Source organism: Propionivibrio sp., assembly GCF_047602565.1.
GTDB lineage: Bacteria > Pseudomonadota > Gammaproteobacteria > Burkholderiales > Rhodocyclaceae > Propionivibrio.
The window spans coordinates 894,038-920,358 of the sequence record NZ_JASGGX010000001.1 but is presented as its reverse complement, the minus strand read 5'-3'; the positions used below and the strand labels follow the sequence as shown (position 1 = coordinate 920,358).

General features: G+C 69.0%; 22 protein-coding genes, 3 tRNA genes and 1 pseudogene. 6 read left to right on the top strand and 20 right to left on the bottom strand.

Annotation, left to right across the window (positions count from 1 at the left end; translation table 11 throughout):
- Positions 1-28: 28 nt before the first annotated feature.
- From QM701_RS04140 to QM701_RS04125, 4 genes are all read right to left on the bottom strand, one after another.
- Entirely contained in the window at positions 29-733 is a 705-nt protein-coding gene (locus tag QM701_RS04140; RefSeq protein WP_415169342.1) for an LrgB family protein, read from the bottom strand.
- A 5-nt stretch (positions 734-738) separates the two neighbouring features.
- Positions 739-1,104, bottom strand: a complete 366-nt coding sequence (locus tag QM701_RS04135) for a CidA/LrgA family protein (RefSeq protein ID WP_415165824.1) — start codon at positions 1,102-1,104, stop codon at positions 739-741.
- A 308-nt stretch (positions 1,105-1,412) separates the two neighbouring features.
- Entirely contained in the window at positions 1,413-2,204 is a 792-nt protein-coding gene (locus QM701_RS04130) for a Cof-type HAD-IIB family hydrolase (RefSeq protein ID WP_415165823.1), read from the bottom strand.
- Positions 2,205-2,215: 11 nt separating this feature from the next.
- Positions 2,216-3,823: a peptide chain release factor 3 gene (locus tag QM701_RS04125; protein ID WP_415165822.1), complete on the bottom strand. Its 1,608-nt coding sequence runs from the start codon at positions 3,821-3,823 to the stop codon at positions 2,216-2,218.
- Between the two features lie 268 nt (positions 3,824-4,091).
- Between QM701_RS04125 and QM701_RS04120 the strand changes: the two genes are divergently transcribed.
- A complete protein-coding gene (locus QM701_RS04120; protein WP_415165821.1) occupies positions 4,092-7,625 on the top strand; it encodes an EAL domain-containing protein in 3,534 nt (1,177 codons plus the stop codon).
- 61 nt (positions 7,626-7,686) lie between these two features.
- Here QM701_RS04120 and QM701_RS04115 read toward each other — a convergent pair whose 3' ends face one another.
- Complete coding sequence (locus QM701_RS04115; RefSeq protein WP_415165820.1) at positions 7,687-8,304, bottom strand: DNA-3-methyladenine glycosylase family protein; 618 nt, start codon at positions 8,302-8,304, stop codon at positions 7,687-7,689.
- A 104-nt stretch (positions 8,305-8,408) separates the two neighbouring features.
- On the opposite strand from QM701_RS04115, the gene QM701_RS04110 reads away from it, so the two are divergent.
- Entirely contained in the window at positions 8,409-8,588 is a 180-nt protein-coding gene (locus QM701_RS04110; protein WP_415165819.1) for a hypothetical protein, read from the top strand.
- 96 nt (positions 8,589-8,684) lie between these two features.
- Here QM701_RS04110 and QM701_RS04105 read toward each other — a convergent pair.
- The 3 genes from QM701_RS04105 to QM701_RS04095 form a co-directional block, all read right to left on the bottom strand.
- Positions 8,685-8,761, bottom strand: a tRNA-Asp gene (locus tag QM701_RS04105).
- A gap of 15 nt (positions 8,762-8,776) precedes the next feature.
- A tRNA-Glu gene (locus QM701_RS04100) sits at positions 8,777-8,852 on the bottom strand.
- Positions 8,853-8,887: 35 nt separating this feature from the next.
- A tRNA-Ala gene (locus QM701_RS04095) sits at positions 8,888-8,963 on the bottom strand.
- Positions 8,964-9,121: 158 nt separating this feature from the next.
- Between QM701_RS04095 and QM701_RS04090 the strand changes: the two genes are divergently transcribed.
- Both QM701_RS04090 and tilS read left to right on the top strand, forming a co-directional pair.
- The gene (locus QM701_RS04090) at positions 9,122-10,090 is read left to right on the top strand and encodes an acetyl-CoA carboxylase carboxyltransferase subunit alpha (protein ID WP_415165818.1); all 969 of its coding nucleotides are present in this window, start codon (positions 9,122-9,124) and stop codon (positions 10,088-10,090) included.
- On the top strand, positions 10,059-11,432 hold the full coding sequence (gene tilS / locus QM701_RS04085; protein WP_415165817.1) for a tRNA lysidine(34) synthetase TilS: 1,374 nt from the start codon (positions 10,059-10,061) through the stop codon (positions 11,430-11,432). Before QM701_RS04090 ends, tilS begins: the two co-directional genes overlap by 32 nt.
- A gap of 85 nt (positions 11,433-11,517) precedes the next feature.
- On the opposite strand, the pseudogene QM701_RS04080 reads toward tilS, so the two are convergent.
- From QM701_RS04080 to QM701_RS04055, 6 genes and pseudogenes are all read right to left on the bottom strand, one after another.
- A pseudogene (locus tag QM701_RS04080) lies at positions 11,518-12,252 on the bottom strand (pseudouridine synthase).
- Positions 12,252-12,545: a YchJ family protein gene (locus tag QM701_RS04075; RefSeq protein WP_415169341.1), complete on the bottom strand. Its 294-nt coding sequence runs from the start codon at positions 12,543-12,545 to the stop codon at positions 12,252-12,254. The pseudogene QM701_RS04080 and the gene QM701_RS04075 overlap by 1 nt, the downstream one beginning before the upstream one ends.
- 119 nt (positions 12,546-12,664) lie before the next feature.
- The gene (locus tag QM701_RS04070) at positions 12,665-13,378 is read right to left on the bottom strand and encodes a FadR/GntR family transcriptional regulator (RefSeq protein WP_415165816.1); all 714 of its coding nucleotides are present in this window, start codon (positions 13,376-13,378) and stop codon (positions 12,665-12,667) included.
- A gap of 29 nt (positions 13,379-13,407) precedes the next feature.
- Positions 13,408-14,133 (bottom strand): FadR/GntR family transcriptional regulator, encoded by a 726-nt coding sequence (locus QM701_RS04065; RefSeq protein WP_415165815.1) that lies wholly within the window; start codon positions 14,131-14,133, stop codon positions 13,408-13,410.
- 51 nt (positions 14,134-14,184) lie between these two features.
- A complete protein-coding gene (locus tag QM701_RS04060) occupies positions 14,185-14,715 on the bottom strand; it encodes a copper chaperone PCu(A)C (RefSeq protein WP_415165814.1) in 531 nt (176 codons plus the stop codon).
- Between the two features lie 28 nt (positions 14,716-14,743).
- Complete coding sequence (locus tag QM701_RS04055; RefSeq protein WP_415165813.1) at positions 14,744-15,385, bottom strand: SCO family protein; 642 nt, start codon at positions 15,383-15,385, stop codon at positions 14,744-14,746.
- 404 nt (positions 15,386-15,789) lie between these two features.
- Here QM701_RS04055 and QM701_RS04050 point away from each other — a divergent pair, with 404 nt between their 5' ends.
- Positions 15,790-16,752 (top strand): AsnC family transcriptional regulator, encoded by a 963-nt coding sequence (locus QM701_RS04050; protein ID WP_415165812.1) that lies wholly within the window; start codon positions 15,790-15,792, stop codon positions 16,750-16,752.
- Between the two features lie 24 nt (positions 16,753-16,776).
- Here QM701_RS04050 and cphA (QM701_RS04045) read toward each other — a convergent pair whose 3' ends face one another.
- The 4 genes from cphA (QM701_RS04045) to QM701_RS04030 all read right to left on the bottom strand — a co-directional run bounded on the left by cphA (QM701_RS04045) (position 16,777) and on the right by QM701_RS04030 (position 24,489).
- Positions 16,777-19,377: a cyanophycin synthetase gene (gene cphA, locus QM701_RS04045; RefSeq protein ID WP_415165811.1), complete on the bottom strand. Its 2,601-nt coding sequence runs from the start codon at positions 19,375-19,377 to the stop codon at positions 16,777-16,779.
- Positions 19,378-19,395: 18 nt separating this feature from the next.
- Positions 19,396-21,561: a cyanophycin synthetase gene (gene cphA / locus QM701_RS04040; RefSeq protein WP_415165810.1), complete on the bottom strand. Its 2,166-nt coding sequence runs from the start codon at positions 21,559-21,561 to the stop codon at positions 19,396-19,398.
- A 112-nt stretch (positions 21,562-21,673) separates the two neighbouring features.
- Entirely contained in the window at positions 21,674-22,144 is a 471-nt protein-coding gene (locus tag QM701_RS04035; RefSeq protein WP_415165809.1) for a DUF1854 domain-containing protein, read from the bottom strand.
- Positions 22,141-24,489 carry an ABC transporter transmembrane domain-containing protein gene (locus tag QM701_RS04030; RefSeq protein WP_415165808.1) on the bottom strand — a complete coding sequence of 783 codons (2,349 nt, stop codon included), beginning with the start codon at positions 24,487-24,489 and terminating at the stop codon, positions 22,141-22,143. Before QM701_RS04030 ends, QM701_RS04035 begins: the two co-directional genes overlap by 4 nt.
- Before the next feature lie 254 nt (positions 24,490-24,743).
- On the opposite strand from QM701_RS04030, the gene QM701_RS04025 reads away from it, so the two are divergent.
- Positions 24,744-25,115, top strand: a complete 372-nt coding sequence (locus QM701_RS04025; protein ID WP_415165807.1) for a hypothetical protein — start codon at positions 24,744-24,746, stop codon at positions 25,113-25,115.
- Positions 25,116-25,252: 137 nt separating this feature from the next.
- Here QM701_RS04025 and QM701_RS04020 read toward each other — a convergent pair whose 3' ends face one another.
- Complete coding sequence (locus QM701_RS04020; RefSeq protein WP_415165806.1) at positions 25,253-25,723, bottom strand: RES family NAD+ phosphorylase; 471 nt, start codon at positions 25,721-25,723, stop codon at positions 25,253-25,255.
- Positions 25,720-26,223, bottom strand: a complete 504-nt coding sequence (locus QM701_RS04015; protein WP_415165805.1) for an antitoxin Xre-like helix-turn-helix domain-containing protein — start codon at positions 26,221-26,223, stop codon at positions 25,720-25,722. The genes QM701_RS04020 and QM701_RS04015 overlap by 4 nt, the downstream gene beginning before the upstream one ends.
- Positions 26,224-26,321 lie beyond the last annotated feature (98 nt).

Below are 26,321 nucleotides of genomic sequence, written 5' to 3'. Positions count from 1 at the left end.
GCACCGGCAACACACTGCCGCCGGCCGGTCAATGCAGAATCAGCGGCAGCGCCACCGCGGTCAGCACGCCGTTGAGCCCCATGCCGAGCGCCGAAAAGGCGCCCATTTCCTCGCTGACGAGAAACGCGCGCGCCGTGCCCAGGCCGTGGGCCGTGAGGCCGACGGCGAATCCCTGCGTGGCGTGGTTGCGGATGCCGAGCAGGCGGAAAAAGCTCGGAAAGCACATGGCGCCGAGGATGCCGGTGAGGATCACCAGCACGGCGGTGAGCGAGGGAATGCCGCCGATCTGTTCGGCGACGCCCATGGCGATCGGCGTGGTCACCGATTTCGGGCCGAGCGAAAAGACGGTCTCGGGCGAGGCGCCGAACAGCCGGGCCAAGCCCATCGCCGAGAAGGCGGCGGTGGCCGAGCCGGCGAGCAGCCCGGCGACCAGCGGCAGCGCCATCTGCCGCAGCCGGCGCCAGTAGGCGTGCAGCGGTACGGCCAGGGCCACGGTGGCCGGACCGAGCAGGAAGTGGATGAACTGCGCGCCGTCGAAATAGCGCTGGTACGGCGTGTCGGTGGTCCAGAGCAGCAGCGAGAGCAGGACGATGGCGATCAGCACCGGGTTGCACAGCGGCTTCTGGCCGCTGCGCTTGAACAGCCAGACGCCGGCGAGGTAGGCGAGCAGCGTGGCGGTGAGGCCGAGCAGCGGCAATCCGGCGAGCTGCGTCCACAGTTCGGCGGGAGGCATCGGCTTCATGCCTGCTCTCCCGGCGCATGATTCGATCCCTTGGGCAGCAGGGCCTTGATCACCCAGGCGGTGACGGCCATGCCGGCGAAGGTGCTGAGCACCAGCGCGAGAGTGATCGGCAGCCACTCGCCGGCCACCCGCTGCAGATGCACCATGACGCCGACGCCGGCGGGGACGAACAGCAGCGACATGTGCTGCAGCAGCGCGCCGACGTTCTGGCGCGTGTCGTGGCTGATGTGGTCCTTGGCGAGCAGGGTCAGGAAGAACAGGGTCATGCCGACGACCGGGCCGGGAATCGGCAGGCCGAGCAGGCGCACGAGGACTTCGCCGCCCAGTTGATAGAGCAGCAGCAGGGTGATGGTGTGGATCATGGGGCGATGGAGAGTGGGGGGACGGGGCGCGAGCCAGCCGCAAGGCTACCGCAAACGGCGTTTCCTCGCCAATTCAGGGGCTATCGCATGAATTCGCACTCCCTCCCCTTCAAGGGGAGGGTTGGGGTGGGGATGGGGTAAGCGCCTGGCCTCGCCGCAACCCCATCCCCCACCCAGCCATTCCGGGGCTGGCTTTGCACAGCCAGCCCGTTCGGACGGCGCAGAGCGGTGCTCTGCGAAACCCCGTCCTCACCCCCTTGAATGGGGAGGAGTCGGCTGCGGGACGCTTGTGCGACCATCCCGGCCAATCATCCCGCCCGGTTGGCGTCGGCCAGCTCGTCCAGCATGCGCGCGATGCCGTCGAGGTGCAGCGCCGGGGCGATGCGGTCGGCGACGGCTTTCAGGTCCGGGTGGCCGTTGTCCATGGCGATGCCGAGGCCGACGCCCTGCAGCATCTGCATGTCGTTCAAGCCGTCGCCGAAGGCGATGGCCTGCTCCGGGCTGAAGCCGGTGCGCGCCATGACCCACTGGCAGCCCGTCCATTTGTTGATGGCGCGCAGCTGGACGTTGACGGCCCAGCGGTGCCAGCGCACGATGTCGAACTCGGGGAAGCGCGCGCGGATGTCCGGCACCAGCGTCGCGTCGAGCGCTTCGTCGAAGAACAGCCAGCCCTGGTAGGTGTCGCGTTCGAGGTGGATCGGGCGCTCGGACTGGTACGGCATGGCCACCGTGTCGAGCGGTTCGGTGGTCATCGGCACCAGGCGGCTGAGGTAGCCCGACATGCCGTCGTTGATGCCGTAGTGATGCCCGCGCGCGGCCATCCAGTCGAACAGCGCGACGAGTCGCGCGCGCGGCAGCGGCACGCTGAACACTTCCTGTTCGCCGTGCAGGATGCGCGCGCCGTTCTGGGTGATCGCGTAGGTTGGCCGCACCTGGTCGATGAACGGCTTGGCGTGGCCGTGCGCGCGGCCGGTGGCGACGACCACCGTGTGCCCCTCGCGCTTGAGCTCGCCGATGGCCGCCAGCGCCGACGGCGGGATGGTCAGCGTGCGGTGGTCGAGCAGGGTGTTGTCGATGTCGAAGAAGAAGATGTTGGGCATGCGCACCTTGCTCAAAGAATCTGCCCGTGCTCGCGCGAAGCGTGGAAGCCCACCGCCGTCCATTTCTCGCGGGTGACGTCGAGGTTGTAGCGCGTGCTGGCGAGATAGACCAGGTTGCCGTCCACGTCCTTGGCCATGCGGTGCTGCTGCTCGCGCTCGAAATTCCTGCGCGTTGTCTCGTCCGGGAAGGTCAGCCAGCGCGCGGTGTGGATGTCGGCCGGCTCGAAGATCGCGTCGACCTTGTACTCGGTCTGCAGGCGCTGGGCGACGACCTCGAACTGCAGCGTGCCGACCGCGCCGAGCAGCAGCGCGCCGCTGGCGAGGTTTTCGAAGACCTGGATGGCGCCTTCCTCGCCGAGCTCCTGCAGGCCCTTCTGCAACTGCTTGCTCTTCAGCGGGTCGCGCAGGCGGGCGGAGCGGAACAGTTCCGGCGAGAAGTAGGGGATGCCCTTGAAACCGAGCGTTTCGCCCTCGGTCAGCGTGTCGCCGATGTGCAGTTGGCCGTGGTTGTGGATGCCGATGATGTCGCCGGCCACCGCGTCCTCCATCAGCACGCGCTCGTTGGCCATGAAGGTCAGCGCGTTGGCCAGCTTCATCTCGCGCCCCATGCGCACGTGGTGCACCTTCATGCCGGAACTGTAGCGGCCCGAGCAGACGCGGAAGAAGGCGATGCGGTCGCGGTGCTTGGGGTCCATGTTGGCCTGGATCTTGAAGACGAAGCCGGAAAAGGCGGCCTCCGCCGGCTCGACCAGGCGCGTGCCGGCGTCGCGCGGCTGCGGCGGCGGCGCCCAGTCGAGCAGCGCCTGCAGGATTTCCTGCACGCCGAAATTGTTGATCCCGGAGCCGAAGAACACCGGCGTCTGCTGCCCGGCCAGGAAATCGACCAGATTGAACGGACTGCTGGCGCTGCGGATCAGGTCGACGTCCTCGCGCAGCTTGCCGACTTCCAGCGGAAAGTCGCGGTCGAGCAGCGGATTGTCGATGCCGTCGATCTTCTCGGCGTCGGTCCGCTTCTCCTCGCCCGGCGCGAAGCGCAGCAGGCTGTCGCCGCCGAGGTGGTAGACGCCGCGGAAGGTCTTGCCCATGCCGATCGGCCAGGTGATCGGCGCGCACTCGATGTCGAGCACGCTCTCGATTTCCTCGAGCAGTTCGAACGGCTCGCGCACCTCGCGGTCGAGCTTGTTGATGAAGGTGATGATTGGCGTATTGCGCATGCGGCAGACATCGAGCAGCTTGATCGTCTGCGCCTCGACGCCCTTGGCCGCGTCGATCACCATCACCGCCGCGTCGACGGCGGTCAGCACGCGGTAGGTGTCCTCCGAGAAGTCCTCGTGGCCCGGCGTGTCGAGCAGGTTGACGGTATGGCCCTGGTATTCGAACTGCATCACCGAGCTGGTCACCGAGATGCCGCGCTGCTTTTCCACCTCCATCCAGTCCGAGGTCGCATGGCGCGCGCTCTTGCGGCTCTTGACCGTACCCGCGAGCTGGATGGCGCCGCCGAACAGCAGCAGCTTCTCGGTCAGCGTCGTCTTGCCCGCGTCGGGGTGGGAAATGATGGCGAAGGTACGGCGTTTGGCGACGTCGCGCAGGATGCCGGGCGGAAAGGAGGTCGAACTCATCGGGAGGGAAGATTCCACTGCAAAAAAGAAAGCCGCCAGGACGGAAGAAACCCGCGGGCGGCGTCAAGGCGCAACTATAGCAAGACTTGGCCCGCGCCGGAATGCGGGCCGGCCGGCGGGGCGTTGCGACGGGTTTTCGATGCGTCCCGGCGGCAAGACTGTTAAAGTAGCGCGGACCCGCCGCCCGATACGCCCATGAGGTATGCCGGAGATGCGCGTACGACGGGGTGAGAGGCGTGCGTCGAGCCTCCGCGTATCGGACGATTCCATGGGTAAATCCGTCTTTTCACCGCATTCTCTCAAGACCCGGCTGATCCTCGGGTCGCTCGTCATTTTCCTGGCCAGCCTCTGGTCGCTTTCCTTCCATGCCAGCTGGACCCTGCGCGCCGACATGAAGCGCCTGCTGGGCGAGCAGCAGTATTCGACGGTGCTGCTGGTCGCCGATCGCGTCGATTATGAGTTTACGGACCGGATCGGCTGGCTCACCGAGGTCGCCCGCCAGGCCGAGAAGGCCATGCGGCGGAACCCCCGCTCGGTGCAGTCGGAGCTCGACGGGTGGGAGAGCCTGTTCGCCAAGTTCAACGGCGGGATTTTCGCCACCGCGGCGGACGGCGTGGTGATCGCCGCGGTGCCGCATTCCTCGCGGCGGGTAGGCGTCAGCTACCGGGACCGCAGCTACATGATCGCGGCGCTCGAAGAAGGCCGGGTGGCGATCAGCGAGCCGCTGATGGGGCGTACCTCGCGCACGCCGGTGATCGTGGTGGCGGTGCCGCTGCGCGGGGAGCGGGGTGAAGTCATCGGGGCGCTGAACGGCGTGATCAACATGGCCGAACCCAATTTCCTGGACTACGCCACGCAGAACCATCACAGCAGCACCGGCGGATTCCTGCTGCTCGTGCCGCAGCAGAAAATGATCGCCACGGCGACGGACAAGACGCACGTCATGGAAGTCGTATCGCCCGCGGAGGGCACGCTGCTCGACCGCTTCCTCAAGGGCTACCAGGGGTATGGCGTGACCGTCAACCCGCGCGGCACGGAAATGCTGGCGGCGGCCCGGACGATTCCCGCCACGGGCTGGTCCGTGGTCGGCTACCTGCCGACCGCCGAGGCGTTCGCGCCGATCCGCGAAATGGAGCGGCGCATGCTCGTGGCGACGCTGGTGCTGACCGTGCTCGCCGGGCTGCTGTCGTGGTGGCTGCTCAAGCGCCAGCTCTCGCCCCTGCGCATCGCCGCCAGATCGCTCGCCGAGATGTCCGACGCGCCCGAATCCGCGCGGCCGCTGGCCGTCATGCGCGACGACGAGATCGGGCAGCTGATCGGCGGCTTCAACCGGCTGCTCGACACGCTGTGGCAGCGGGAAGCGCTGCTCAAGCAGATCCTCGACACCTCCAACGTGGCCATTTTCCTGGTGGACAAGACCTGGCGGATCACGCGGGCCAACCAGCACACGACCGAGATGTTCGGCTACCCGGCCGACGTGCTGCACGGCGGCGAATTCATCTCCCTGGTGCCGACCGGCGAGCGCGAGGACTGGCGGCAGCGGCTCGGCGGCATCGCCGCCGGCGACGGCGTGCTCGAAGCGGACCGGATGTTCTGCCGGGCCGACGGCAGCCGCTTCTGGGGGCATCTGACGGCGCGCCATTTCCTCGACGCGCAGGGCGTCGAGCTCGGCGTGGTCTGCGTCATTTCCGACATCACCCAGCGCAAGGAGGCGGAAGACCGCAACAAGCTCGCCGCCAGCGTCTTCTCGCATACCCGGGAAGGCATCACCATCACCTCGCCCGACGGGACCATCGTCGACGTGAACGAGGCGTTCACCCGCATCACCGGCTACGCGCGCGAAGAGGTGATCGGGAAGAATCCCCGGCTGATCAAGTCCGACCACCATCCGCCCGAATTCTATGCCGCGATGTGGCACGACCTGCTCGGCAAGGGGTTCTGGAGCGGCGAGATATGGAACCGCCGCAAGAACGGCGAACTGTACCCCGAGCTGCTGACCATCAGCGCCGTGCGCGACGCGCAGGGCAGTCTCCTGCACTACGTGGCCCTGTTCACCGACATCACGCCGATGAAGGACCACGAGGAGCAGCTCCGGCATCTGGCGCATTTCGACCGGCTGACCCGCCTGCCCAACCGCGTCCTGCTCGGCGACCGCCTGCACCAGGCCATGACCCAGACGCAGCGGCGCAAGCAGCTGCTGACCGTGGTCTATCTCGACCTCGACGGTTTCAAGGCGGTCAACGACATACACGGGCACAGCGTCGGCGACCAGCTGCTGGTCGCGCTGGCCGGCCGCATGCAGCAGGTGCTGCGCGACAGCGACACGCTGGCCCGCCTCGGCGGCGACGAATTCGTCGCCGTGCTGATCGACCTCGACGACATGTCCGCCACGCCGCCGATGCTCAACCGCCTGCTCAGCGCCGCGGCGCAGCCCGTGCGCATCGGCGAGCTGCTGCTGCAGGTCTCGGCCAGCCTGGGCGTGACCTTCTATCCGCAGAGCGAGGAGGTCGACGCCGACCAGCTGCTGCGCCAGGCCGACCAGGCCATGTACCAGGCCAAGCTGGCCGGCAAGAACCGCTACCACATCTTCGACGCCGACCAGGACCGCAACCTGCGCGGCCGGCACGAGAGCCTGGAACACATCCGCCGCGCGCTGGCCGAGGGCGAATTCGTGCTCTTCTACCAGCCCAAGGTCAACATGCGCACCGGCAAGATCGTCGGCGCCGAATCGCTGATCCGCTGGCGCCATCCGGAAAACGGCCTGCTCTCGCCGGGCGTCTTCCTGCCGGTCATCGAAAATCATCCGCTCGGCGTGCAGGTCGGCGAGTGGGTGATCGAGCGGGCGCTCGAACAGAGCGAACGCTGGCAGGGCGCCGGCCTGACCATCCCGGTCAGCGTCAACGTCTGCGCGCGCCTGCTGCAGCAGGACGATTTCCCGGAACGCCTGCAGCAGCTCCTGGCGCGCCATCCGGCCGTGAGTCCGGGGCACCTCACGCTCGAAGTGCTGGAAACCAGCGCGCTCGAAGACCTGGCGGGCGTCTCGCGGATCATCGAGGAATGCCGCTCGCTCGGCGTGCGCTTCGCCCTGGACGATTTCGGCACCGGCTACTCCTCGCTGACCTACCTGAAGCGCCTGTCGGTCGACCAGCTCAAGATCGACCAGAGCTTCGTGCGCGACATGCTCGACGACCCGGACGACCTGGCCATCCTGGAAGGCGTGATCAGCCTGGCCGAGGCCTTCCGCCGCGAAGTCATCGCCGAGGGCGTGGAAACGCCGGCGCACGGCGAAATGCTGCTGCTACTCGGCTGTGAGCTGGCGCAGGGCTACGGGATCGCCCGGCCGATGCCCGAGGGCGAGCTCTCGGGCTGGGCGGCGGACTGGCGCCACGATCCGCAGTGGAGCCTGCTGCGTCCGCTCGGCAAGGACGACCTGCCGCTGCTGTTCGCCGGCACCGAGCACCGCGCCTGGATCGCCGGCATCGACAAGTACCTGGTCGACGACGCCGGCTTCCCCGCGCGGCTGGGCGCCGACGAGTGCCGGTTCGGCAGCTGGCTGGCGAACGAGGGGCAGGCGAGCTACGCGGAGCGGCCCCTGTTCCCGGAGATCCGGCGTCTGCACGGCGAGGTGCACGTCCTGGCCAAGGTGCTGTGCGAGCGGAAGCAGATGGGCAATACCGGCCAGCTTGAGGACGGCCGCGCGGAGCTGCGCGCGCTGAGCGACGCCCTGCTCACCGGAATCAGGGCGCTGGTCCTGGAGTGCGCGAGCGAGGAGGCGCGGCGCGGCGTCGGCGTGGCGTCCTGAAACTACCGGTTGCGGGATTCCGATCGAAGCCGGTTTCCTGGCCTGCTCTCCGGCCGTCGGCTCAATACGCCACCGGCAGCGGATCGAGGCTGCGCCACAGATACCAGGTGGCCACCGAGCGCCACGGCCGCCACAGCTCGCCGAGGCGGGCGAGTTCGCGCCGCCCCGGCCGCTCGCCCTGCAGGTAATGCAGGGCGACGGCCTTCTGCAGGCCGATATCGTCGAGCGGCAAGACGTCGGGGCGCAGCTGGTTGAAGATCAGGAACATCTCCGCCGTCCACACGCCGATGCCGCGCACCGCGGTCAGTTCGGCGATGATCTCGGCGTCGTCCATGTCGGGCCAGCGGTGCGCATGAATCCGTCCCTCGGTGAAATGTCCGGCCAGATCCGCGATGTATTCCGTCTTACGCGCCGACAGGCCGCAGCCGCGCAATTCCTTCGCCGTGCACGCCAGCACGGCTTGCGGCGTCGGCGCGGGGAGGGCGGCCAGCAGGCGCGTCCACACGCTGTCGGCGGCCTTGACCGAGATCTGCTGGCCGACGATCGAGCGCACCAGCGTGAGGAAGGGGTCGCCGCGCGAGACGAGCGAGGCGCCGGCATACGTTTCGACCAGGCGGTTCATCACCGGATCGACCCGCGCCAGTTCACCGGCCGCGCGCTGCCAGTAATGCGGAGTCATGGCGGCATTGTAGCCGCGGGCGGGACGGCCGGAGGCGCGATGACCGCCGTAAAGGAGTAAAGTGCGGGATTCATCGGATGGTTCTTGGTCGGATGAGCATGGTGATGCAGAAAATTATCGACCAGCCCTGGGTTGCGCTGAGTTTCGTGGTGATTCTGGCGTTTCTGTGGCTGGCGGCATGGCGGCGGATACGGCGCGACAGGCTCCTGCGGCACCGCGCCAAGGTCGATCGGAGAAACAAGGCCCGCGCCGAACGCGACCGGCGCTGGAGCGCCCGGCGCTGACCTGCGCCGGAAGTGCACGGGGAAAAAGGGAAGCCGCAAAGAAAAATGCCTGTCCGATTCCACCGCTCAGGGCGAATCGAACAGGCATTTCAGGACTGGCGGAGTGGACGGGGCTCGAACCCGCGACCCCCGGCGTGACAGGCCGGTATTCTAACCAACTGAACTACCACTCCAGTACTGCATGACCTTGGCGTCCCCACGGGGATTCGAACCCCGGTACCAACCGTGAAAGGGTTGTGTCCTAGGCCTCTAGACGATGGGGACCCGGACTAAAACCTGAAACATTTCTTTCGGCGTTCTGGTGGAGGTAAGCGGGATCGAACCGCTGACCTCTTGCATGCCATGCAAGCGCTCTCCCAGCTGAGCTATACCCCCGCTCGAAAGAAGGGCGCATTATAGGGACGCTCCGGAGGCTTGTAAAGCGTTTTGGTGAAGTGTTTCGCTTTTTTTGCGGAACGGACGATTCTTCACGCGGAAACGGGCGGACGGCTTTGCGTTAGAATGAATTTCGATTTTTCCGGACCCGGAGCGCGATGAAGACCAGTTTTCTCGAATTTGAACAGCAGATCGCCGATCTGGAGGCCAGGATCGAAGCGCTCAGGCGTTCGCAGGACGATTCCCCGGTCGACATCTCGCAGGAGCTCGTTCTCCTGGAAAGCAAGAGCCAGCAGTTGACCAAGGAGATCTACGCCAAGCTGACGCCCTGGCAGATCGCGCTGGTCGCCCGGCATCCGCAGCGGCCCTACACGCTCGATTACATCCGGCTCATCTTCACCGATTTCGAGGAACTGCATGGCGACCGCGCCTTTGCCGACGACCACGCCATCGTCGGCGGGCTGGCGCGCTTCAACGGCAAGCCGGTGATGGTGATCGGGCACCAGAAGGGCGGCGACACCAAGGAAAAGCTCTACCGCAATTTCGGCATGCCGCGCCCGGAAGGCTACCGCAAGGCCTTGCGCCTGATGCGCCTGGCGGAAAAGTTCGGCATCCCGCTGTTCACCTTCATCGACACGCCGGGCGCCTATCCGGGCATCGACGCGGAAGAGCGCGGCCAGTCCGAGGCCATCGGGCGCAACCTGTACGCCATGGCCGGGCTGCGCATTCCGATCATCGTCACGGTGATCGGCGAGGGCGGTTCGGGCGGCGCGCTGGCGATCGGCGTCGGCGACGTGGTGCAGATGCTGCAGTACGCGACGTATTCGGTGATCTCGCCCGAGGGATGCGCGTCGATCCTGTGGAAGAGCGCCGAGAAGGCGAGCGACGCGGCCGAGATCATGGGCATCACGGCGGCGCGCCTGAAAACCCTGGGGCTGATCGACAAGGTGGTGCACGAGCCGGTCGGCGGCGCGCACCGCGATCCGCAGCTGATGGGCAAGAACCTGCGCAAGGCCCTGCAGGATTCGCTCAAGCAGCTCAACGCGCTGTCGCTCGACGAACTGATCGAAGCGCGCTTCCGGCGCCTGATGGCCCATGGCCGCACCCGGGAGCCGTCGCCTGCGTAAACGGCCGGAAGCGGCTGCGGCGGCGCAGGTCGACGCCGCGCTCGCCGGCTTTTTCCGGCCCCGCCTGACGCCGGGCGCGCGCGTCTGCGTCGGCCTCTCCGGCGGCATCGACTCGGTGGTGCTGCTGCACGCGCTGTGGCGCATGGCGCGGGCGGAGGCGCCGGCGATCCGCCTGTCGGCGGCGCATGTCCACCACGGCATCAGCGCCCGCGCCGACGACTGGGCCGCGTTCTGCAGCGCGTGCTGCGCGCGCTTGGAGGTGCCGTTGCGCGTCGTCCGGGTGGAGGTGCCGCGCGACAGCGGCGAGGGGCTGGAGGGCGCGGCGCGGCGGTTGCGGCACGGCGTCTTCGCGGAGCTCGACGCGGACTGGCTGGCGCTGGCGCATCATCGCGACGACCAGGCCGAGACGGTGCTGCTCAACCTGCTGCGCGGCGCCGGCGTGGCGGGCGCCGCCGGCATGCTCGCCGAGCGGCCGCAGCCGTGCGGGCCGGCGCTGGTGCGGCCGCTGCTCGGCGTCGCGCGCGCCGCCATCGAGGGCTACGCCGAGGCGCACGGCCTCGCCTGGGTCGACGACGAGAGCAACGGCGACCGGCATTTCCGGCGCAATTTCCTGCGCCACGACGTGATGCCGCCGCTCGAACAAAAATTTCCGGGCGCCGGCGCCTCGCTGGTGCGCGCCGCCGCGCACTTCGCCGAAGCCGCCGCGCTGCTCGACGACCTCGCCGCGCTCGACCGGGAGGCCGTCGCCGCCGCCTCCGGGCGCATCGCCCTGGCAGCCTTCCATCGCCTCGCCCCGGCGCGCGCCCGCAACCTGCTGCGCCATGCCTGGAGCCGGGCCGGCTTCCGCGCGCCGGACGCGCGCTGGATCGACGAGGCGCAAAAGCAGCTGGCGACGGCCGGCGCGTCGTCGGAACTCCGTCTGGCGACGGCGGACGGCGAATTGCACGTCTATCGCGGCGAACTGCATCTGGTGCCGCTGCGCGAGGCGCCGCCGGCGGCGCCGGTGCCGTGGTCGGGGCAGGAGGCGCTGCCGTGGGCCGGCGGCCGGGTGCGCTTCACCGCGAGCACGGGGCAGGGCCTCCGGCGCGGCGCGCTGGCGGAGAAACACGTGCTGCTGCAGGCCCGCCAGGGCGGCGAGCGCCTGCAGCCCGACGCCCGCCGGCCGCGCCGCACCCTGCGCAACCTGCTGCAGGAAAACGCCGTGCCGCCGTGGGAGCGCGAGCGCCTGCCCCTGCTGTGGATCGACGGCCGCCTGGCCTGGGTCGGCGCCATCGGCTGCGACGCCGCGTTCGCCTGCGCGCCCGGTGAGGCCGGCGTGCTGCCGGTGTGGGAGGACAGCTGAGCCGCTTTGGGGGTGGCAGCGACAGTGATTTGACCACGGCGACACGGCGGAAAAACAGGAATTGCCTTTCGCCGTGTCGCCGTGATCAATCGCTTTTCTCAGCCCAGCCCAGCTTGGCCAGTACGCCGGCGAAGTCGTCCTGCAGCGGCGCTTCGAGCCGCAGCGGTTCGCCGCTGACCGGGTGCGCCAGCCGCAGCGCGGTGCAGGCCAGCAGCATCCGGCGGCAGCCGAACAATTCCCCGAACAGCCGGTTGTGCCGGCCCTTGCCGTAGGTGGCGTCGCCGATGACCGGGTGGGCGATGTGCTTGAGATGGCGGCGTATCTGGTGCCGGCGGCCGGTTTCCGGCGCGACTTCGAGCAGCGCGTAGCGGCTGGTCGGGTAGCGGTCGACCGGGTACGGCAGCTCGGCGACCGCCAGCCTCCGGTAGCGGGTGACGGCGTCCTGGGCCGGACTCGCGGCGGCGTCGGCGCGGAACTCGTAGTCGTCGAACCGCCGCGCCAGCGGATGGTCGATCACGCCGCTTTCCGGCGGATGCCCGCGTACCACGGCGAGGTAGGTCTTTTCCACCCGCCGGTCTTCGAACTGCGCGGCGAGGCGGGCGCAGACCGCCGGGTCGAAGGCGAAGAGCAGCACGCCGGAGGTGCCGCGGTCGAGGCGATGCGCCGGGTAGACGCGGCGCCCGGTCTAGTCGCGCAGGATCTGTACCGCGAAGCGGGTTTCATGGCGGTCGAGCGCGGTACGGTGGACCAGCAGGCCGCCCGGCTTGTTGACGGCGACGAGATGCTCGTCGCGGAAGACGACCGGCAGTTCCTCCCGCATCAGGACTGCCCGGGAAACTCGCCGTCGACGTAGTACCAGCGCCCGTCCTCGCGCACGAAACGGCTGATCTCGTGCAGCCGGCTGGCGCGGCCGCCGCGCTTGCAGCGCGCGACGAACTCGACGACGGCCCGGTCCGGGCCGGCCGGCTCGTGGCGCTTCACTTCCAGCCCGAGCCAGCGCACCGCGCCGTCGCCGGCCGGGTCGAGCGACGGCGGCCGCGTGTCGGCGTGCCAGGTGCGCAGCAGGTAGGCGGCGTGATTCAGGACGTAGGCGGCATAGCGGGCGCGCATCAGCGCCTCGGCGGTCGGCGCGTCGAGCCCGGCGTGGTAGCGGCCGCAGCAGGCGGCGTATTCGGCACCGCCGCCGCAGGGACAGGCCGTTTCCGCTCCGGCGCGCGTTTTCGCGCGGGTGCTCAGCTCTCGCTCCAGCTCGACGAGAAGCGCGTGCGCACGTTCCTCATGTGGCGGTGCATGGCCGAGCGCGCCGCCTTGGCGTCGCCGTGCTTGATCGCTTCGAGGATCTCGCGGTGCTCGATGATCGCGCGCTGCCACACCTGCTCGCTGTGGAAATGGTCCTCCAGGCGGCGGTACAGGGGCTGCACGCGGGGCGTCCACAGCGCCTGGATGGCCAACAGCAGGGCGCTGTTGCCCGAGGCCTCGGCCAGCGCGAAATGGAATTCGCGGTCGTATTCGATGCGCCGCACGTCGCCCGCCGAGCAGCAGACCATTTCGCCGAGCGCCTGGGCGAGCGCCGCCAGGTGCCCCGGCGTGGCGTTGCGCGCGGCGAGCGCGGCGATGTCCGGCTCGATCAGGTCGCGCGCGAACAGCACTTCGAACGGGCCGGGCGTCGGCAGCGCCTCCGGGGCCGGCCCCGAGGCGGCGGCGTGCGTCTCGGGGCGGTCGAGGACGAAGACGCCCGAGCCGCCGCGGATTTCGACCCAGCCTTCGACTTCGAGCGCGATCAGCGCCTCGCGCACGGTGGGGCGGCTGACCGCCAGGCGCTCGGCCAGGACGCGCTCGGCGGGCAGGCGTGCGCCGGGCTGGTATTCGCCGGCTTCGAGCAGCCGGGTGATCTGGTCGGCGATCTGGCGATACAGCCGGCGGTTGTCGATGGATTCGATGGGCATGGTGGTCGGTTGGAAAGGAGCGGCCGCGTTCAGGGTTTCCGCCAGGTGGAGACGTAGCGCTTGCGCGCGTTGTGGACGTGGCGGCGCATGGCCGCGCGCGCTTCCTTGGCGTCGCGCTTCCTGACGGCCTCGAAGATTTCCCGGTGTTCGAGAATGGCCTGCTGCCAGACGGCTTCGTTGTGGAAATGGTTCTGCAGCTGCACGTAGAGCGGCGCCAGGCGCATCGCCCACAGGGTTTCCATGAGCTCGACCAGCGCCGCGTTGCCCGTGGCCACCGCCAGCGCGGCATGGAAGCGGTGGTCGTGCTCCATGTGGCGCGGGTCCTCGGAGGAGCAGCAGACCATGTCGCCCATGATGCCCGACAGGGCGGCGATGTTTTCGTCGGTGGCGTGCCGGGCGGCCAGGGCGGCGACCTCCGGCTCGACCATGTCGCGCGCGTCGAGCAGTTCGATCGGGCCGACCGCGGGCTGCGGCTCGGGCCGTTCCGCGGCGGGGCGCGCCGTCTCCGGCGCTTCGGCGGCCCGTCTCTCGCTGACGAAGACGCCGGTGCCGCCGCAGATGTCCACCCAGCCTTCGACTTCGAGCGCGATCAGCGCCTCCCGGACGCTCGGACGGCTGACGTTGAGCTGCGCGGCCAGCGAGCGCTCCGCCGGCAGGCGCATGCCCGGCCGGTACTCGCCGGTTTCGATCAGCCGGACGATCTGGTCGGCGATCTGGCGGTACAGTCGCCGGGTCTCAATGATTTCGATGGGCATGGTGCGTGGCGTGCGAATCGACGCATGTATTTCGTGCGGGTGGCAATTGTCTCAGAAGACACAGGCGACTGGAACACGCTCCTGTCCGTGCGCACCGTGCGCGTGCGCGCCGTGGCCGGCGGCTTCCCCGTGCGCCGGCGCCTCGGCCCCCGGCCGCCTGACCGGCGCCAGGACGGTCAGGCGGCTGCCGTCGTCGAAATGCAGCGTGATCGGTACTTCCCCGCCCTCCTTGAGCGCGGCCTTCAACTCCATCAGCATCAGGTGGTAGCCGCCGGGCTTGAGTTCGGTCTGGCCGTGCGCCCGGATGGCGATGCCCGGCACCGGGCGCATTTTCATGACGCCGTTTTCGTCGATGTGGTTGTGCAGTTCGACGACGCCGGCCGCCGGGCTTTCCGCCCTGAGCAGCAGGCGATCGTCGGCGCCGGCGTTGCGGATGCACATGAAGCCCGCGGTCGTGCGGATTCCCGGCGGCGGCAGGCGGACGTACGGGGCCTGGATCGAGATGGCCGGTTCGGCGGCCGGCAGGGCGAGCGGCGACAGGAACGCCGCAGCCAGCATGCCGTTGAGCAGTCGTTTCTTCATGTGCTTCTCCGTGTCGTGGGGAATCGGTTCAGTTGGCCGGCGGCGCGGCGAGCGTCTTGCGCAGCGCGGCGACGATCTCCGTCGCCGAGGCGCCGTGCGGCAGGACGGCGGCCAGCGCGCCGTCGGGCGCGACGAGATAGGTCATCGAGGAATGGTCCACCGTGTACGGGCGCCCGTCGATGGGCTTCTGTTTCATGTAGAGCACGCCGTAGCGGCGGGCCACCTCGGCGATCTGCTCCGGCGTGCCGGTGGCGCCGACGATGCCGGGATGGAAGAACGGCGCGTAGGCCTTGAGCACGTCCGGCGTGTCCCGCTCGGGATCGACGGAAATGAAAATCCCGCGCGCCCGGGCCGCTTCCTCGGGCGGCAGCGCGCGCAGCGCCTCGGCGATGACGGCCAGCGCGGTCGGGCAGACGTCGGGGCAGAAGGTGTAGCCGAAATAGATGAGCACGGCCTGCCCGCGATAGTCGTGCAGGGACAGCTTCCCGTCCGGTCCGTCCAGCGTGAAATCGCCGCCGGCCAGGTAGTTCGGCCGCGACGCGGCCGTCTCCTGCCGGGCGCCGCCGGCGTATCCCGCCGGGTCCGGCTCCCAGAAGAAGGCCAGCCATACGAACAGTCCGGCCAGAAACGCGCTGGCGGCCGCCCACGCGAACACGACGGAGCGTTTCATGCCGCGTCTCCGGCGCCGCGTCGGTCGTGGTCAAGCGATTTTTCCGGGTTCATTCGTCCTTCCATCCTCGATCCGGCCGATTGTAGTCCATGCCGCCGGCCTGCCGCGCGCGGCGGGGCCTGCGCTCCCTCTCCTTCAAGGGGAGGGCCGGGATGGGGATGGGGTCATGGCCTCGCGCCGCCGCCACCCCATCCCCCTCCCAGCCTCCCCCTTGAAGGGGGAGGAATCGATGCCTTTCGCATTCTTGCGACTACTCTGCCGCCAACCGGCGGCGTTGAAAATATAAAGATATAATCAAGCATCGACGTCAATGATGCCACCTGCCCGGAGCCTTCCGCGGCGCGGCCTCCCGGGAACGACCTCCGGCTCCCGGCACCCGCTCCGGCGGCCCGGGCCCGAAAGCGATGAACGAGAAAACCGGCGACTGTTCGCTTGACCTCCGGCTGCTGAACGAGTTTCAGCAGAATTTCCCTATCTGTCCGGCGCCCTTCGCGGTCCTGGCCGGGCGCCTCGGCGTGGCCGAGAGCGCCGTGCTCGGCATGCTCGAACGGCTGCGCCGCGAGGGGCGGATTTCCCGCGTCGGCGCGGTGTTCGCGCCCAAGCGCATCGGTGCCAGCACGCTGGCGGCGATGGCCGTTCCGCCCGAAAAGCTCGACGCGGTGGCGCGGGCGGTCAATCGTTTTCCCGAGGTCAACCATAACTACGAGCGCGAGCATCGCTACAACCTGTGGTTCGTCGTGACCGCGGGTTCGGAAGGCCGCCTGCAGGCGGCGCTGGGGGCGATCGGGCAGGCGGCGGGCTATCCCGTCGCGGCGCTGCCGATGCTGCGCGAATTCGCCGCCGAGGCGCCGGGCGACGAGGCCGGCCGCGCGGCAACGGCGAAGCAGACCACGGCGCTCGACGAGATCGGCCGCCGGCTGGTGATGGCGCTGCAGGAAGGGCTGCCGCTGTTCATCCGGCCGTTCTCGATCCTGGCGAGCCGCGTCGGCTGCGACGAGAACGAACTGCTGGAGCGCATCCGGCGCTGGCGTGCCGAGGGCGCGATCAAGCGTTTCGGCATCGTGGTGCGCCGCCAGGCGCCCGACGAGGGTGACAACGCGCTGCTGGTCCAGGACGTGCCGGACGAGGCGGTCGAGCGCGTGGGCCGGCTGCTGGCCCGCGAGCCGGCGGTGGCGCTGTGCTACGAGCGCGCCCGGGTCCTGCCGGACTGGCCGTACAACGTCTATTGCATCCTGCGCGGGCCGTCGCGGGAAAACCTGCTGGCGGCGATCGCCGCGCTGCGCGAGCGGCTGGGGCTCGGCGCGTATGCCAGCGAAGTGCTCTTCTCGCTGCAGCGCTTCAAGCGGGACGGCGTCCGCTACGCCTGACGCGCCGGCCGCCGCCTTTCCCGCTCAGTTTCCCGCTTCGGCGATCCGCTTGGCGATGTGCGCCAGGGCTTCCTCGACCTGGTCGACCAGGATCAGGCACAGGTCGCCCGGCTGCAGGTCCGCCAGCGCCGTGTCGATGGCCAGGAACTCGCCGCGGATTTCCTTCACTTCCTTGGCGCGGCGGGCGTTCGCCAGCCCTTGGTGCAACAGGGCAAGGACTTCGCCGTCGGCGCGTCCGCGCTGGCACTGGTCCTGGTAGAGCACCACCGTGTCGAAGGCGTCGCCGAGGATTTCGGTCTGCTGGCGGATGTCCTCGTCGCGCCGGTCGCCGGCGCCGCTGATCACCACCGCGCGGCGCTTGCCCGATTTCTCGGGCATGCCGTCGATGGCCCTGACCAGCGCCTGGATGGCGTCCGGGTTGTGGCCGTAGTCGGCGATCAGCGTGGCGTCGCGGTAGTCGAACACGTTGAAGCGGCCGGGAGCCGACGCGGCGTCGTTCACGAAGGACTTGAGGCCGGCGCGGATGACCGTCCAGTCGAGCCCGAGCGCCCAGCCCGCACCGACGGCGGCCATGGCGTTCTCGATCTGGAAGCCGATGGCGCCGCCGGCGGTGACCGGGATGTCCTTGAGCGCGAGGCGCTGCTCGGCGCCGCCTTCCATGGCCACGATCTCCCGGCCGTCCAGGAAGATGATGCGCTTGCCCTGGGCGCGGTGCATGGCCATCACCGGGTGGTTGCGGTCGTGGGCGAAGAAGATGACCTTGCCGGGGCAGGAATCGGCCATGCGCGCGACCATCGGATCGGCCGCGTTGAGCACGGCGTAGCCGGTGCCGGGCTTGACGTTCTGCACGATGACGCGCTTGACTACCGAGAGGTCCTCGACCGTGCTGATGTAGGACAGGCCGAGGTGGTCGCCCTTGCCGATGTTGGTGATCACCGCCACGTCGCAGCGGTCGAAGCCGAGCCCCTCGCGCAGCACGCCGCCGCGCGCGGTCTCCAGCACGGCCGCGTTGACGTCCGGGTGCATCAGCACGTTGCGCGCGCTCTTCGGGCCGCTGCAGTCGCCGGTGTCGATGCGCTTGCCCTGGATGTAGACGCCGTCGGTACTGGTCATGCCGACGCGGTGGCCCTGGCTGCCGAGGATGCCGGCGATCAGGCGCACGGTGGTGGTCTTGCCGTTGGTGCCGGCGACGGCGACCAGCGGGATGCGCGCGTCGTCGCCGTCGGCGAACATGTTGGCGATGATCGCCTCGCCGACCGCGCGGCCCTTGCCGAACGACGGCTGCAGGTGCATGCGCAGGCCCGGCGCGGCGTTGAGCTCGACGATGCCGCCACCCTGTTCCTCAAGCGGGCGCAGCACGTTCTTGCAGACGATGTCCACGCCGGCGATGTCCAGGCCGACCATCTGCGCGGCGGCGATGGCGCGCGCCGCGAAATCGGGATGCACGTCGTCGGTGACGTCGGTGGCCGAGCCGCCGGTTGACAGGTTGGCGTTGTTGCGCAGGATCACGCGCTGGCCCCTGGCCGGGACCGATTCGGCGTTGAGCCCGTCCTGCGCCAGGCGGGCCAGCGCGATGTCGTCGAAGCGGATCTTGGTCAGCGAGGTGGCGTGGCCGGTGCCGCGGCGCGGATCGGCGTTGACCAGGTTGACCAGCTGGCGCACGGTGTGCGTCCCGTCGCCGATGACCATCGGCGGCTCGCGCCGGGCGGCGGCGACGAGCTTGCTGCCGACCACCAGGAAGCGATGGTCCTGGCCGCTGACGTAGCGTTCGACCAGCACGTTGTCGCTGATCTTGTAGGCCACGGCGTAGGCGGCGAGCACCTGCTCGCGGGTGGTCAGGTTGACCGCCACGCCCTTGCCCTGGTTGCCGTCCTGCGGCTTGACCACCACGGCGACGCCGTTCTCGATGCCGATCTCGCACGCCGCGGCCCAGGCGTCGTCGGCGTCCTCGACCGGGCGACCGGTCGGCACCGGCACACCGGCGGATTGCAGCAGGCGCTTGGTCAGTTCCTTGTCCTGCGCGATCGATTCGGCCACCGCGCTGGTCATGTCGGTTTCCGCGGCCTGGATGCGCCGCTGCCTGCTGCCCCAGCCGAACTGTACGAGGCTGCCCTGGGTCAGCCGGCGGTAGGGGATGCCGCGCGCCACGGCGGCGTACACGATCGAGCCGGTGCTCGGCCCGAGGCGTACGTCCTCGTCGAGTTCGCGCAGGCGATGCAGCGCGTCGGCGAGGTCGAACGGCGCGTCGTCCGCCGCCGCCCGGCACAGGGTCTGCGCCAGCTCCAGCGCCAGGCGTCCGACTTCCTCCTCGCTGTATTCGACGACCACCTGGTAGATGCCTGGCTCGACGGTCTGCGCGGTGCGGCTGAAGGTGACCGGGCAGCCGGCCTGCGCCTGCAGTCCGAGCGTGGCGAATTCGAGGATCTGCGCCATCGAGTGGGTGTCGCCGTTCAGCGCCGGCTGCAGCAGGGCGATTTCCGGGAAGCGCTCGCGCAGGCGCGTTTCGAAGCCGGGGATGTCGTTGATGTCGCGCTCGGCCTCGGCGCAGGAAACGATGGCTTCGATGGCGGTGTGCCGGCTCCACAGGTTGGGGCCGCGCAGCGCCCGGATGCGTGATACGTCCATGATCCTGGTTTCCTCGGGTTAGTGCTGTTCGATGAAGAAGGTTTCGATGCCGGTGCGCATGACGTCCGGCGTGACGCCGAGTGCCCAGGTGGCGCCGATGGCGGCCAGCACGTTCTCGGTCTGCGCGACGTTGGCGCCGCCCTCGGTGAGCGGGACGTCCTTGAGCTTGGCCAGCGACACCTCGCCCTCGCTGCTGGCCAGCATGATCTGGCCGTAGCGCACGATGACGGCGCGCCGGCCCTGTTCGAGATGTGCGGTGATCGCCGGCAGCGACGGGTCGTAGGCGAAATAAACGACCTCGCCGTCGCACAGCTCGGCCATTTCCTGCAGTTCCGGCACGCGCGCGTTGAGCACGGCGGCGCCGGTCTTCAGGACCAGGTTGACCTGCGTGCGCAGCACGTTGTAGGCGTGCTCGGGCGTGTCGATGTAGCTGCGGCCGGTGTGCCGGGCGGCGTCGAAATTGGTGACCACGCCGATCTGGCAGCGGTCGTAGGCCAGGCCCTCGGTGGCGATGGCGTCGCTGCCGTTCTCGAAGACCGCGGCCTCGATGGCGCGGTTCATCAGGATGCGGTTGGCGTGTTCCCAGTGCGCGCAGTCGCCCTTTTCCGACTGGCGGCGGTCGAAGAACAGCCCGTCGCCGCAGGCGAGGCCCGTGTGCCTGCCGGAGAGCGTGAGCAGGCGAGCGACGAGGCGGGCCACCGTGGTTTTGCCGTGGCTGCCGGTGATGCCGACGACCGGGATGCGCCCGCTGGCGCCGTTGGGGAACAGGTGGTTGACGATGGCCTGTCCGACCGGCCGGGGCTTGCCGACGCCGGGCTTCAGGTGCATCAGCAGGCCGGGCCCGGCGTTGACCTCGACGATGGCGCCGCGCTGCTCAGCGAGCGGCCTGGAGATGTCCTCGCAGACGAGGTCGATGCCGGCGATGTCCAGCCCGACCACGCGCGCGGCCAGCGCGGCGATTTCCGCGGTTTCGGGATGCACGTCGTCGGTGACGTCGAATTCGTGGTTGGCGTTGCGCTGGATCAGCACTTCGCGGCCGGCTGCCGGGATCGAGTCGGCGTCGAGCTGCTGCCGCGAGAGTTCGATCCGCGCTGCCGAATCGATGCGGATGCGGGACAGCGGGTGGCTTTCGCTCGGGCCGCGGCGGGGATCGCAGTTGATCTGCAGTTCGATCAGGTCGCGCACGCTATGCACGCCGTCGCCGCTGACCTTGACCATGTCGCCGCGGTTGGCGGCGACCAGCTTGCCGCCGATGACCAGCAGGCGGTGCTCGGAACCGGGGATCGAGCGCTCGACCAGCACGCCGGAGCCTTCGTCGACGGCGATGGCATAGGCCTTCTCGATCTCCTCGCGCGTCTTCACGTCGATGAACACGCCGCGCCCGTGGTTGCCGTCGACCGGCTTGACGCACACCGGCAGGCCGATGTCCTCGGCCGCTTCCCAGGCGTCCTCGGGGCTGTCGACCTCGCGGCCTTCCGGCACCGGCACACCGCAGTTCTGCAGCAGGCGCTTGGTCAGGTCCTTGTCGCGCGAGATGCCCTCGGCGATGGCGCTGGTGCGGTCGGTCTCGGCCGTCCAGATGCGGCGCATCGCCGCGCCGTAGCCGAGCTGCACCAGGTTGCCGGTCTCCAGCAGGCGGATGGTCGGGATGTCGCGGTCGTCGGCGGCGTTGACGATGCTCGCCGTTGACGGGCCGAGGCAGCGCGAATCGACGAGGTCGGCGAGCCGTTCCACGGCGGCGTCCACGTCGAACGGGCGGTCCTCCATCGCCGCCATGATCAGCTCGCGCGCCTCGTGCAGCGCGGCGCGGGTGACCTGTTCCTGCCAGGCGCGCACGATGACCTTGTACACGCCGCGTTCGGACGTCTCGCGCGCCTTGCCGAAGCCGCCGGGCAGGCCGGCCAGGTTCTGCAGTTCCAGCGTGACGTGCTCCAGGATGTGCGCCGGCCAGGTGCCTTCCTCGACCCGGCGCAGGAAGCCGCCGCGCTCGCCGTAGCTGCAGCGGTGCTCGATCAGCGAGGGCAGCAGCGCCTTCAGGCGCTCGTAGTAGCCGGGAATGGTGTTGGACGGGCAGTCCTCCAGGTCGCCGATGTCGACGATGGCTTGCAGGACCGGACGGTAGGTCCACATGTTGGGTCCGCGCAGGTGGCGGATTTCGCGGAATTTGATGTCTTTGCTGGTCATGTGCGTGGTCTGCGGTGAGTGGCGTGCGGTAGGAGAGTGTCAGGGGCGGGAGCGATCATGCGCCGAATAACGCGGAATGCGCCGTTCGGCTGACTGAAGGGCAGCGCATGGCTCAGAGGAAGCGGTCGAGGATCTTGCGGCTGCCCGCGTCGAGCGCCTGGCGGTCGCGGATCAGGTACTGGATGCCGTTGCTGTCGGCGATCAGCAGCGCCGGCGCGGCGAGGCGGCGGATGTCCTCCTCGCCTTTCAGGATCAGCTTGGTCTCGCCGCGGTCGGTGACGATCGTCCAGGTGCTCGGCGTGGCGAAGCTGGACACCTCGACGATGCGCTCGATCACCGGCATGAATTCGCGGCTGGCGAGTTCGCTCTCGACCAGCCCGCGCAGTTCGGCCGGCAGGTCGGCCAGCCGGTCGATCCAGGCCAGTTCGTGCCCGTGCGGATCGACCAGCGCGATGCCGTCGTCCGGCGCGCCGATCGGGAAGGCGCGCACCGGCAGGGCCTCGCTTGCCTCGCCGTCGCCGCCGGTGAAGATCAGGCGGCCGAAGCCGTCGCGATGCAGGCGGAAATCCGGGGTGGCGGTCATTCGCGGTCTCCTTCCTTGCCTTGCCCGCCGGCCGCGTCGAGGTCCGAACCGTTCTCCTCGTCGACGTTGCGGGCCTGCGCCTGGTACAGGCGGTAATAGTGGCCTTCCCTGGCCATCAGCTCGTCGTGGCTGCCGACCTCGACCACGCTGCCGCGGTCGAGCACCACCAGGCGGTTGGCCTCGCGCAGCGTAGACAGCCGGTGCGCGATGGCGATGGTGGTGCGGCCGCGCACCAGATTGTCGAGCGCCTTCTGGATTTCCTTCTCGGTCGTCGTATCGACCGACGAGGTGGCCTCGTCGAGGATCAGGATCTTCGGGTCGATCAGCAGCGCGCGGGCGATCGAGATGCGCTGGCGCTCGCCGCCCGAAAGCGCCTGGCCGCGCTCGCCGACCAGCGAATCGTAGCCGTGCGGCAGGCGCAGGATGAACTCGTGGGCGTGCGCGGCGCGCGCGGCGGCGACGATCTCCTCGCGCGTCGCGTCCGGCTTGCCGTAGGCGATGTTCTCGGCGATCGTGCCGAAGAACAGGAAGGGCTCCTGCAGCACCAGCCCGATGTTCTTGCGGTATTCGGCGACCGGCACCGTGCGGATGTCCACGCCGTCAATCAGGATCGCACCCTCGGAAACGTCGTAGAAACGGCAGATCAGGTTGACCAGCGTGCTCTTGCCCGAACCGCTGTGGCCGACCAGGCCGACCATCTCGCCCGGTTCGATGGCCAGGCTGATGTCGCGCGTGACGCTGCGCGTGCCGTAGCGGAAGCCCACGTCGCGCAGTTCGATGCGCCCGGCGACGGCCGGCAGATGCACCGGATTGGCCGGCTCCGGCACGCTGGATACGTGGTCGAGCACGTCGAAGATGCGCTTGGCGCCGGCGGCGGCCTTCTGCGTCACCGAGACGATGCGGCTCATCGAGTCGAGCCGCGTGTAGAAGCGGCCGATGTAGGCCAGGAAGGCGGTGAGCACGCCGACCGAAATGTCGTTGCGCGAGATCTGCCAGATGCCGAAGGCCCAGATGATCAGCAGGCCCACCTCGGTGAGCAGCGTCACCGTCGGCCCGAACAGCGACCAGACCTTGTTGACCTTGTCGTTGACCTCCAGGTTGTGCTGGTTGGCCGCGCGGAAGCGGGCCGCCTCGCGGTTTTCCTGGGCGAAGGCCTTGACCACGCGGATGCCGGGAATCGTGTCGGCCAGCACGTTGGTCACTTCGGCCCAGATGCGGTCCACGCGCTCGAAGCCGGTGCGCAGCTTCTCGCGCACGGTGTGGATCAGGAAGGCGATGACCGGCAGCGGCAGCAGCGTGACCACCGCCAGCCAGGGATTGATCGAGACCAGGATCATCGTGGTCATGACGATCATCAGCACGTCGGCGGCGAAGTCGAGGAAGTGCAGCGAGATGAAGATGTTGATGCGGTCGGTCTCGGAGCCGATGCGCGCCATCAGGTCGCCGGTGCGCTTGCCGCCGAAATACTCCTGCGACAGCTTCAGCAGGTGCTCGTAGGTCGTGGTGCGCAGGTCGCGGCCGATGCGTTCGGACACCAGCGCCAGGATGTAGGTGCGCGCCCAGCCGAGCGCCCAGGCCAGCACGGCCGCGCCGAGCAGGCCGGACAGGTACATGGTCACCCGGCCCGTGTCGATCGGCTGGCCGTTCTGGAAGGGGATCAGCACCTTGTCCATCAGCGGCATGGTCAGGTACGGCGGCACCAGCGTCGCCGCGGTGGTGGCCAGCGAGAGCAGGAAGCCGGCGAGCAGCTGCCAGCGGTAGGGGCGGGCGAAGCGCCACAGGCGGAACAGCGTCCAAGTTGACGGCGGCGTCAGCTCCTCCTTGCCGCACACCGGGCATTCGTCCTGGCCGGCGAGCAGCGGCGTCTCGCATTTCGGGCACAGTGCCTGCTCGGGCTGCGGCGGCAGGGCGCCGGTGGCGAGGAATTCCAGCTGGCGGTCGAAATGGTCGATCAGGCGGCCGGCGGCGATGTCCTGGCCGAGCGTGTAGCGCCACAGCGCCAGCCGGCCGTCGGCGTCGAACAGTTCCAGGCTGCCCACGCCGGCGTGGTCGCGGCGCGTCAGGCGCAATCCGGCGCGCAGCGCGTGGTTCTGCCATTCCGCGCTGTCTTCCGTCCGCGCCAGCAGCCGCTGGTCGGTCAGCGCCACCAGCCCCTTGGCGAAGCGCAGGCCGGCGTTGAGGTCGATCTCCAGCCAGGCCAGCACCTGCTCATCCTTCTTGAGCCGGCCTTCGACGAGCGGCCGCCACGAATCCGGCAAAGGCATCGAGGTCGGGGAAACGGGGCTGGGAACCGGGACGGGCACGGCGGTGGGCGGTGCGGCAAGCTGGGTCGGGGTAGGCGTCATGTTCCTGGAATGGTGGTTGTCCGCCGACGTCGCCGGCAGAGCGAAGCCGGCAAGTATACCCTTTCGGGCGGGCGAAGTCGGATGCGCAGGCATGTAACGGATCAGGCCGGCTTCGGATGACGAACGCCGGCGGGCGAAACGCTTTCTTACACTTGTGTTGACGTCTGCGCCCGCCAATCCTAGTCTGGAACGCGATGCGCATCCGGCCCCGGCCAGCCGCCGGGCGACCCGTCCTTGCCATGCTGGAGGAATTCATGAACGCCATTGCCCGACTCCTCTTTGCGGCCATCGCGCTATGCGTGTTGACCATGCTGGCCGAAGCGCAGAACGCCGGATGCATCGCGGACCGGAGCGGCAAGGTGGTCTGCGGGCCGCCCGATTCGAGCTGCGCCCTCGATCGCCACGGCGAAGTCGTGTGCACCAAGCCGGGCGGCGGAATGATGAACGACCGCTACGGCGAGCTTCTCTGCGCCCCGGGCGGCTGCGTCACCGACCAGCGCGGCGACATCCTGTGTTCGAGCCAGCCGCGCGGCGGGGCGATGGTCGATCAGGAAGGAAAAGTCGTCTGCACCGGCGGTTGCGTACCCGCCAGCACCGCCGCCTGCATCCGTCCGACGGCCCGGTGACGTGTGGCATATGCCGGCGGGCCGGGCGCCCGGCGGAACTTATTCGTCGCCCCGGCGAAAGCCGGGGCCCAGTGCGTTGGTGTTCCTGGATTCCGGCTTTCGCCGGAATGACGAAGGTGGACTATCTCAGCGCCGCCCTAGAACAGCCGCGGGTCATACGTCCACTTGCGGATTTTCCTTGCCGTGATGTCCTTGGCGTCGGGATGCGCGGGATTCACGAGGATGTTCCGCTCCTCCGGAACGATCACCGAGGGAACGACGAGGACGGCCGATCGCTGCGCGCGCAGCCATCCGTCGCCGAAGCCGAGGCTGGCCGTGCCGGCGGGCAGGGCGTTCCAGCCGGGGATCGCGGTCTCCTGGTCGATTTCCTCCCGCCGCGCCCAGAGGTCGTCGGGGATGTCGATGCGGACCAGCTGGCGATTCAGCGGCAGGCCGCCGCTCGACAGATGCACCACCGTCTCCAGCACGGTCAGCGCGATGGTCGAGCTCGCGTAGAGCACGGCCATGCCTTTGCTGTTCCAGCGCCCGCCGGTGATCCTGGCGCCTTCTCCGGAGAGGTCGTCCGCCGCGTAGGCCGGCGCGTCCGTGGCGATGCGCCACGCGATCATGCATAGGCCCCCGACTGCATCTGCGCAATCAGGTGCGACACCACTTCCTGGCCCTCCGCCGTATCCATGAAATCCCCCGGCTTCTGCCCGCCCAGCGCACTGGAAGGCGCTTCGAGCCAGTTCGACACCCATTCCGCGGCGTTGAAGCCTGTGGCGTCGCCGGATTCCCGGATCATCTGCTCGACCTGTCCGATGATCTTGCGCAGGCCCATCACCCGCTCCGAGCCTTCGCGGGAAAGCACGCCGTTGGCGGAAATCTTGCGGCTCACCGTCGTCCGCGGCAGCCTGAGTATCTGGTACAGCCTTTCCTGCGGCATGCCCATGGCCTTGCTCGTCTCGACGATCACCGCCGCCGGCAGCCCCTTGCGGATGACCGCCACGCGCTCGAACGGAGACGCCTGGTAGGTCTCCAGGAAACCGAGGTTCTTCGGCCGCTTCACGGCCGGGGCCTCCACGGCCGGCGCGGGTTTCTTGGCGAGGGAACGGGATTGTGCGGACATGGCTTTCTCCATTTGGCACTTCATGTTAGTCCATTTGGGGCTGGGTGTCAAAGAGGCGGGAAAGGTGCCGGGCGGGTCCGGTGGAAGACTCCGTCGTC

Coding starts and splice junctions, on each gene's coding strand:
- QM701_RS04140 (WP_415169342.1), bottom strand. CDS start 733: ATGCCTCCCGCCGAACTGTGGACGCAGCTCGCCGGATTGCCGCTGCTC.
- QM701_RS04135 (WP_415165824.1), bottom strand. CDS start 1,104: ATGATCCACACCATCACCCTGCTGCTGCTCTATCAACTGGGCGGCGAA.
- QM701_RS04130 (WP_415165823.1), bottom strand. CDS start 2,204: ATGCCCAACATCTTCTTCTTCGACATCGACAACACCCTGCTCGACCAC.
- QM701_RS04125 (WP_415165822.1), bottom strand. CDS start 3,823: ATGAGTTCGACCTCCTTTCCGCCCGGCATCCTGCGCGACGTCGCCAAA.
- QM701_RS04120 (WP_415165821.1), top strand. CDS start 4,092: ATGGGTAAATCCGTCTTTTCACCGCATTCTCTCAAGACCCGGCTGATC.
- QM701_RS04115 (WP_415165820.1), bottom strand. CDS start 8,304: ATGACTCCGCATTACTGGCAGCGCGCGGCCGGTGAACTGGCGCGGGTC.
- QM701_RS04110 (WP_415165819.1), top strand. CDS start 8,409: ATGCAGAAAATTATCGACCAGCCCTGGGTTGCGCTGAGTTTCGTGGTG.
- QM701_RS04090 (WP_415165818.1), top strand. CDS start 9,122: ATGAAGACCAGTTTTCTCGAATTTGAACAGCAGATCGCCGATCTGGAG.
- tilS (WP_415165817.1), top strand. CDS start 10,059: ATGGCCGCACCCGGGAGCCGTCGCCTGCGTAAACGGCCGGAAGCGGCT.
- QM701_RS04070 (WP_415165816.1), bottom strand. CDS start 13,378: ATGCCCATCGAATCCATCGACAACCGCCGGCTGTATCGCCAGATCGCC.
- QM701_RS04065 (WP_415165815.1), bottom strand. CDS start 14,133: ATGCCCATCGAAATCATTGAGACCCGGCGACTGTACCGCCAGATCGCC.
- QM701_RS04060 (WP_415165814.1), bottom strand. CDS start 14,715: ATGAAGAAACGACTGCTCAACGGCATGCTGGCTGCGGCGTTCCTGTCG.
- QM701_RS04055 (WP_415165813.1), bottom strand. CDS start 15,385: ATGAAACGCTCCGTCGTGTTCGCGTGGGCGGCCGCCAGCGCGTTTCTG.
- QM701_RS04050 (WP_415165812.1), top strand. CDS start 15,790: ATGAACGAGAAAACCGGCGACTGTTCGCTTGACCTCCGGCTGCTGAAC.
- cphA (WP_415165811.1), bottom strand. CDS start 19,377: ATGGACGTATCACGCATCCGGGCGCTGCGCGGCCCCAACCTGTGGAGC.
- cphA (WP_415165810.1), bottom strand. CDS start 21,561: ATGACCAGCAAAGACATCAAATTCCGCGAAATCCGCCACCTGCGCGGA.
- QM701_RS04035 (WP_415165809.1), bottom strand. CDS start 22,144: ATGACCGCCACCCCGGATTTCCGCCTGCATCGCGACGGCTTCGGCCGC.
- QM701_RS04030 (WP_415165808.1), bottom strand. CDS start 24,489: ATGACGCCTACCCCGACCCAGCTTGCCGCACCGCCCACCGCCGTGCCC.
- QM701_RS04025 (WP_415165807.1), top strand. CDS start 24,744: ATGAACGCCATTGCCCGACTCCTCTTTGCGGCCATCGCGCTATGCGTG.
- QM701_RS04020 (WP_415165806.1), bottom strand. CDS start 25,723: ATGATCGCGTGGCGCATCGCCACGGACGCGCCGGCCTACGCGGCGGAC.
- QM701_RS04015 (WP_415165805.1), bottom strand. CDS start 26,223: ATGTCCGCACAATCCCGTTCCCTCGCCAAGAAACCCGCGCCGGCCGTG.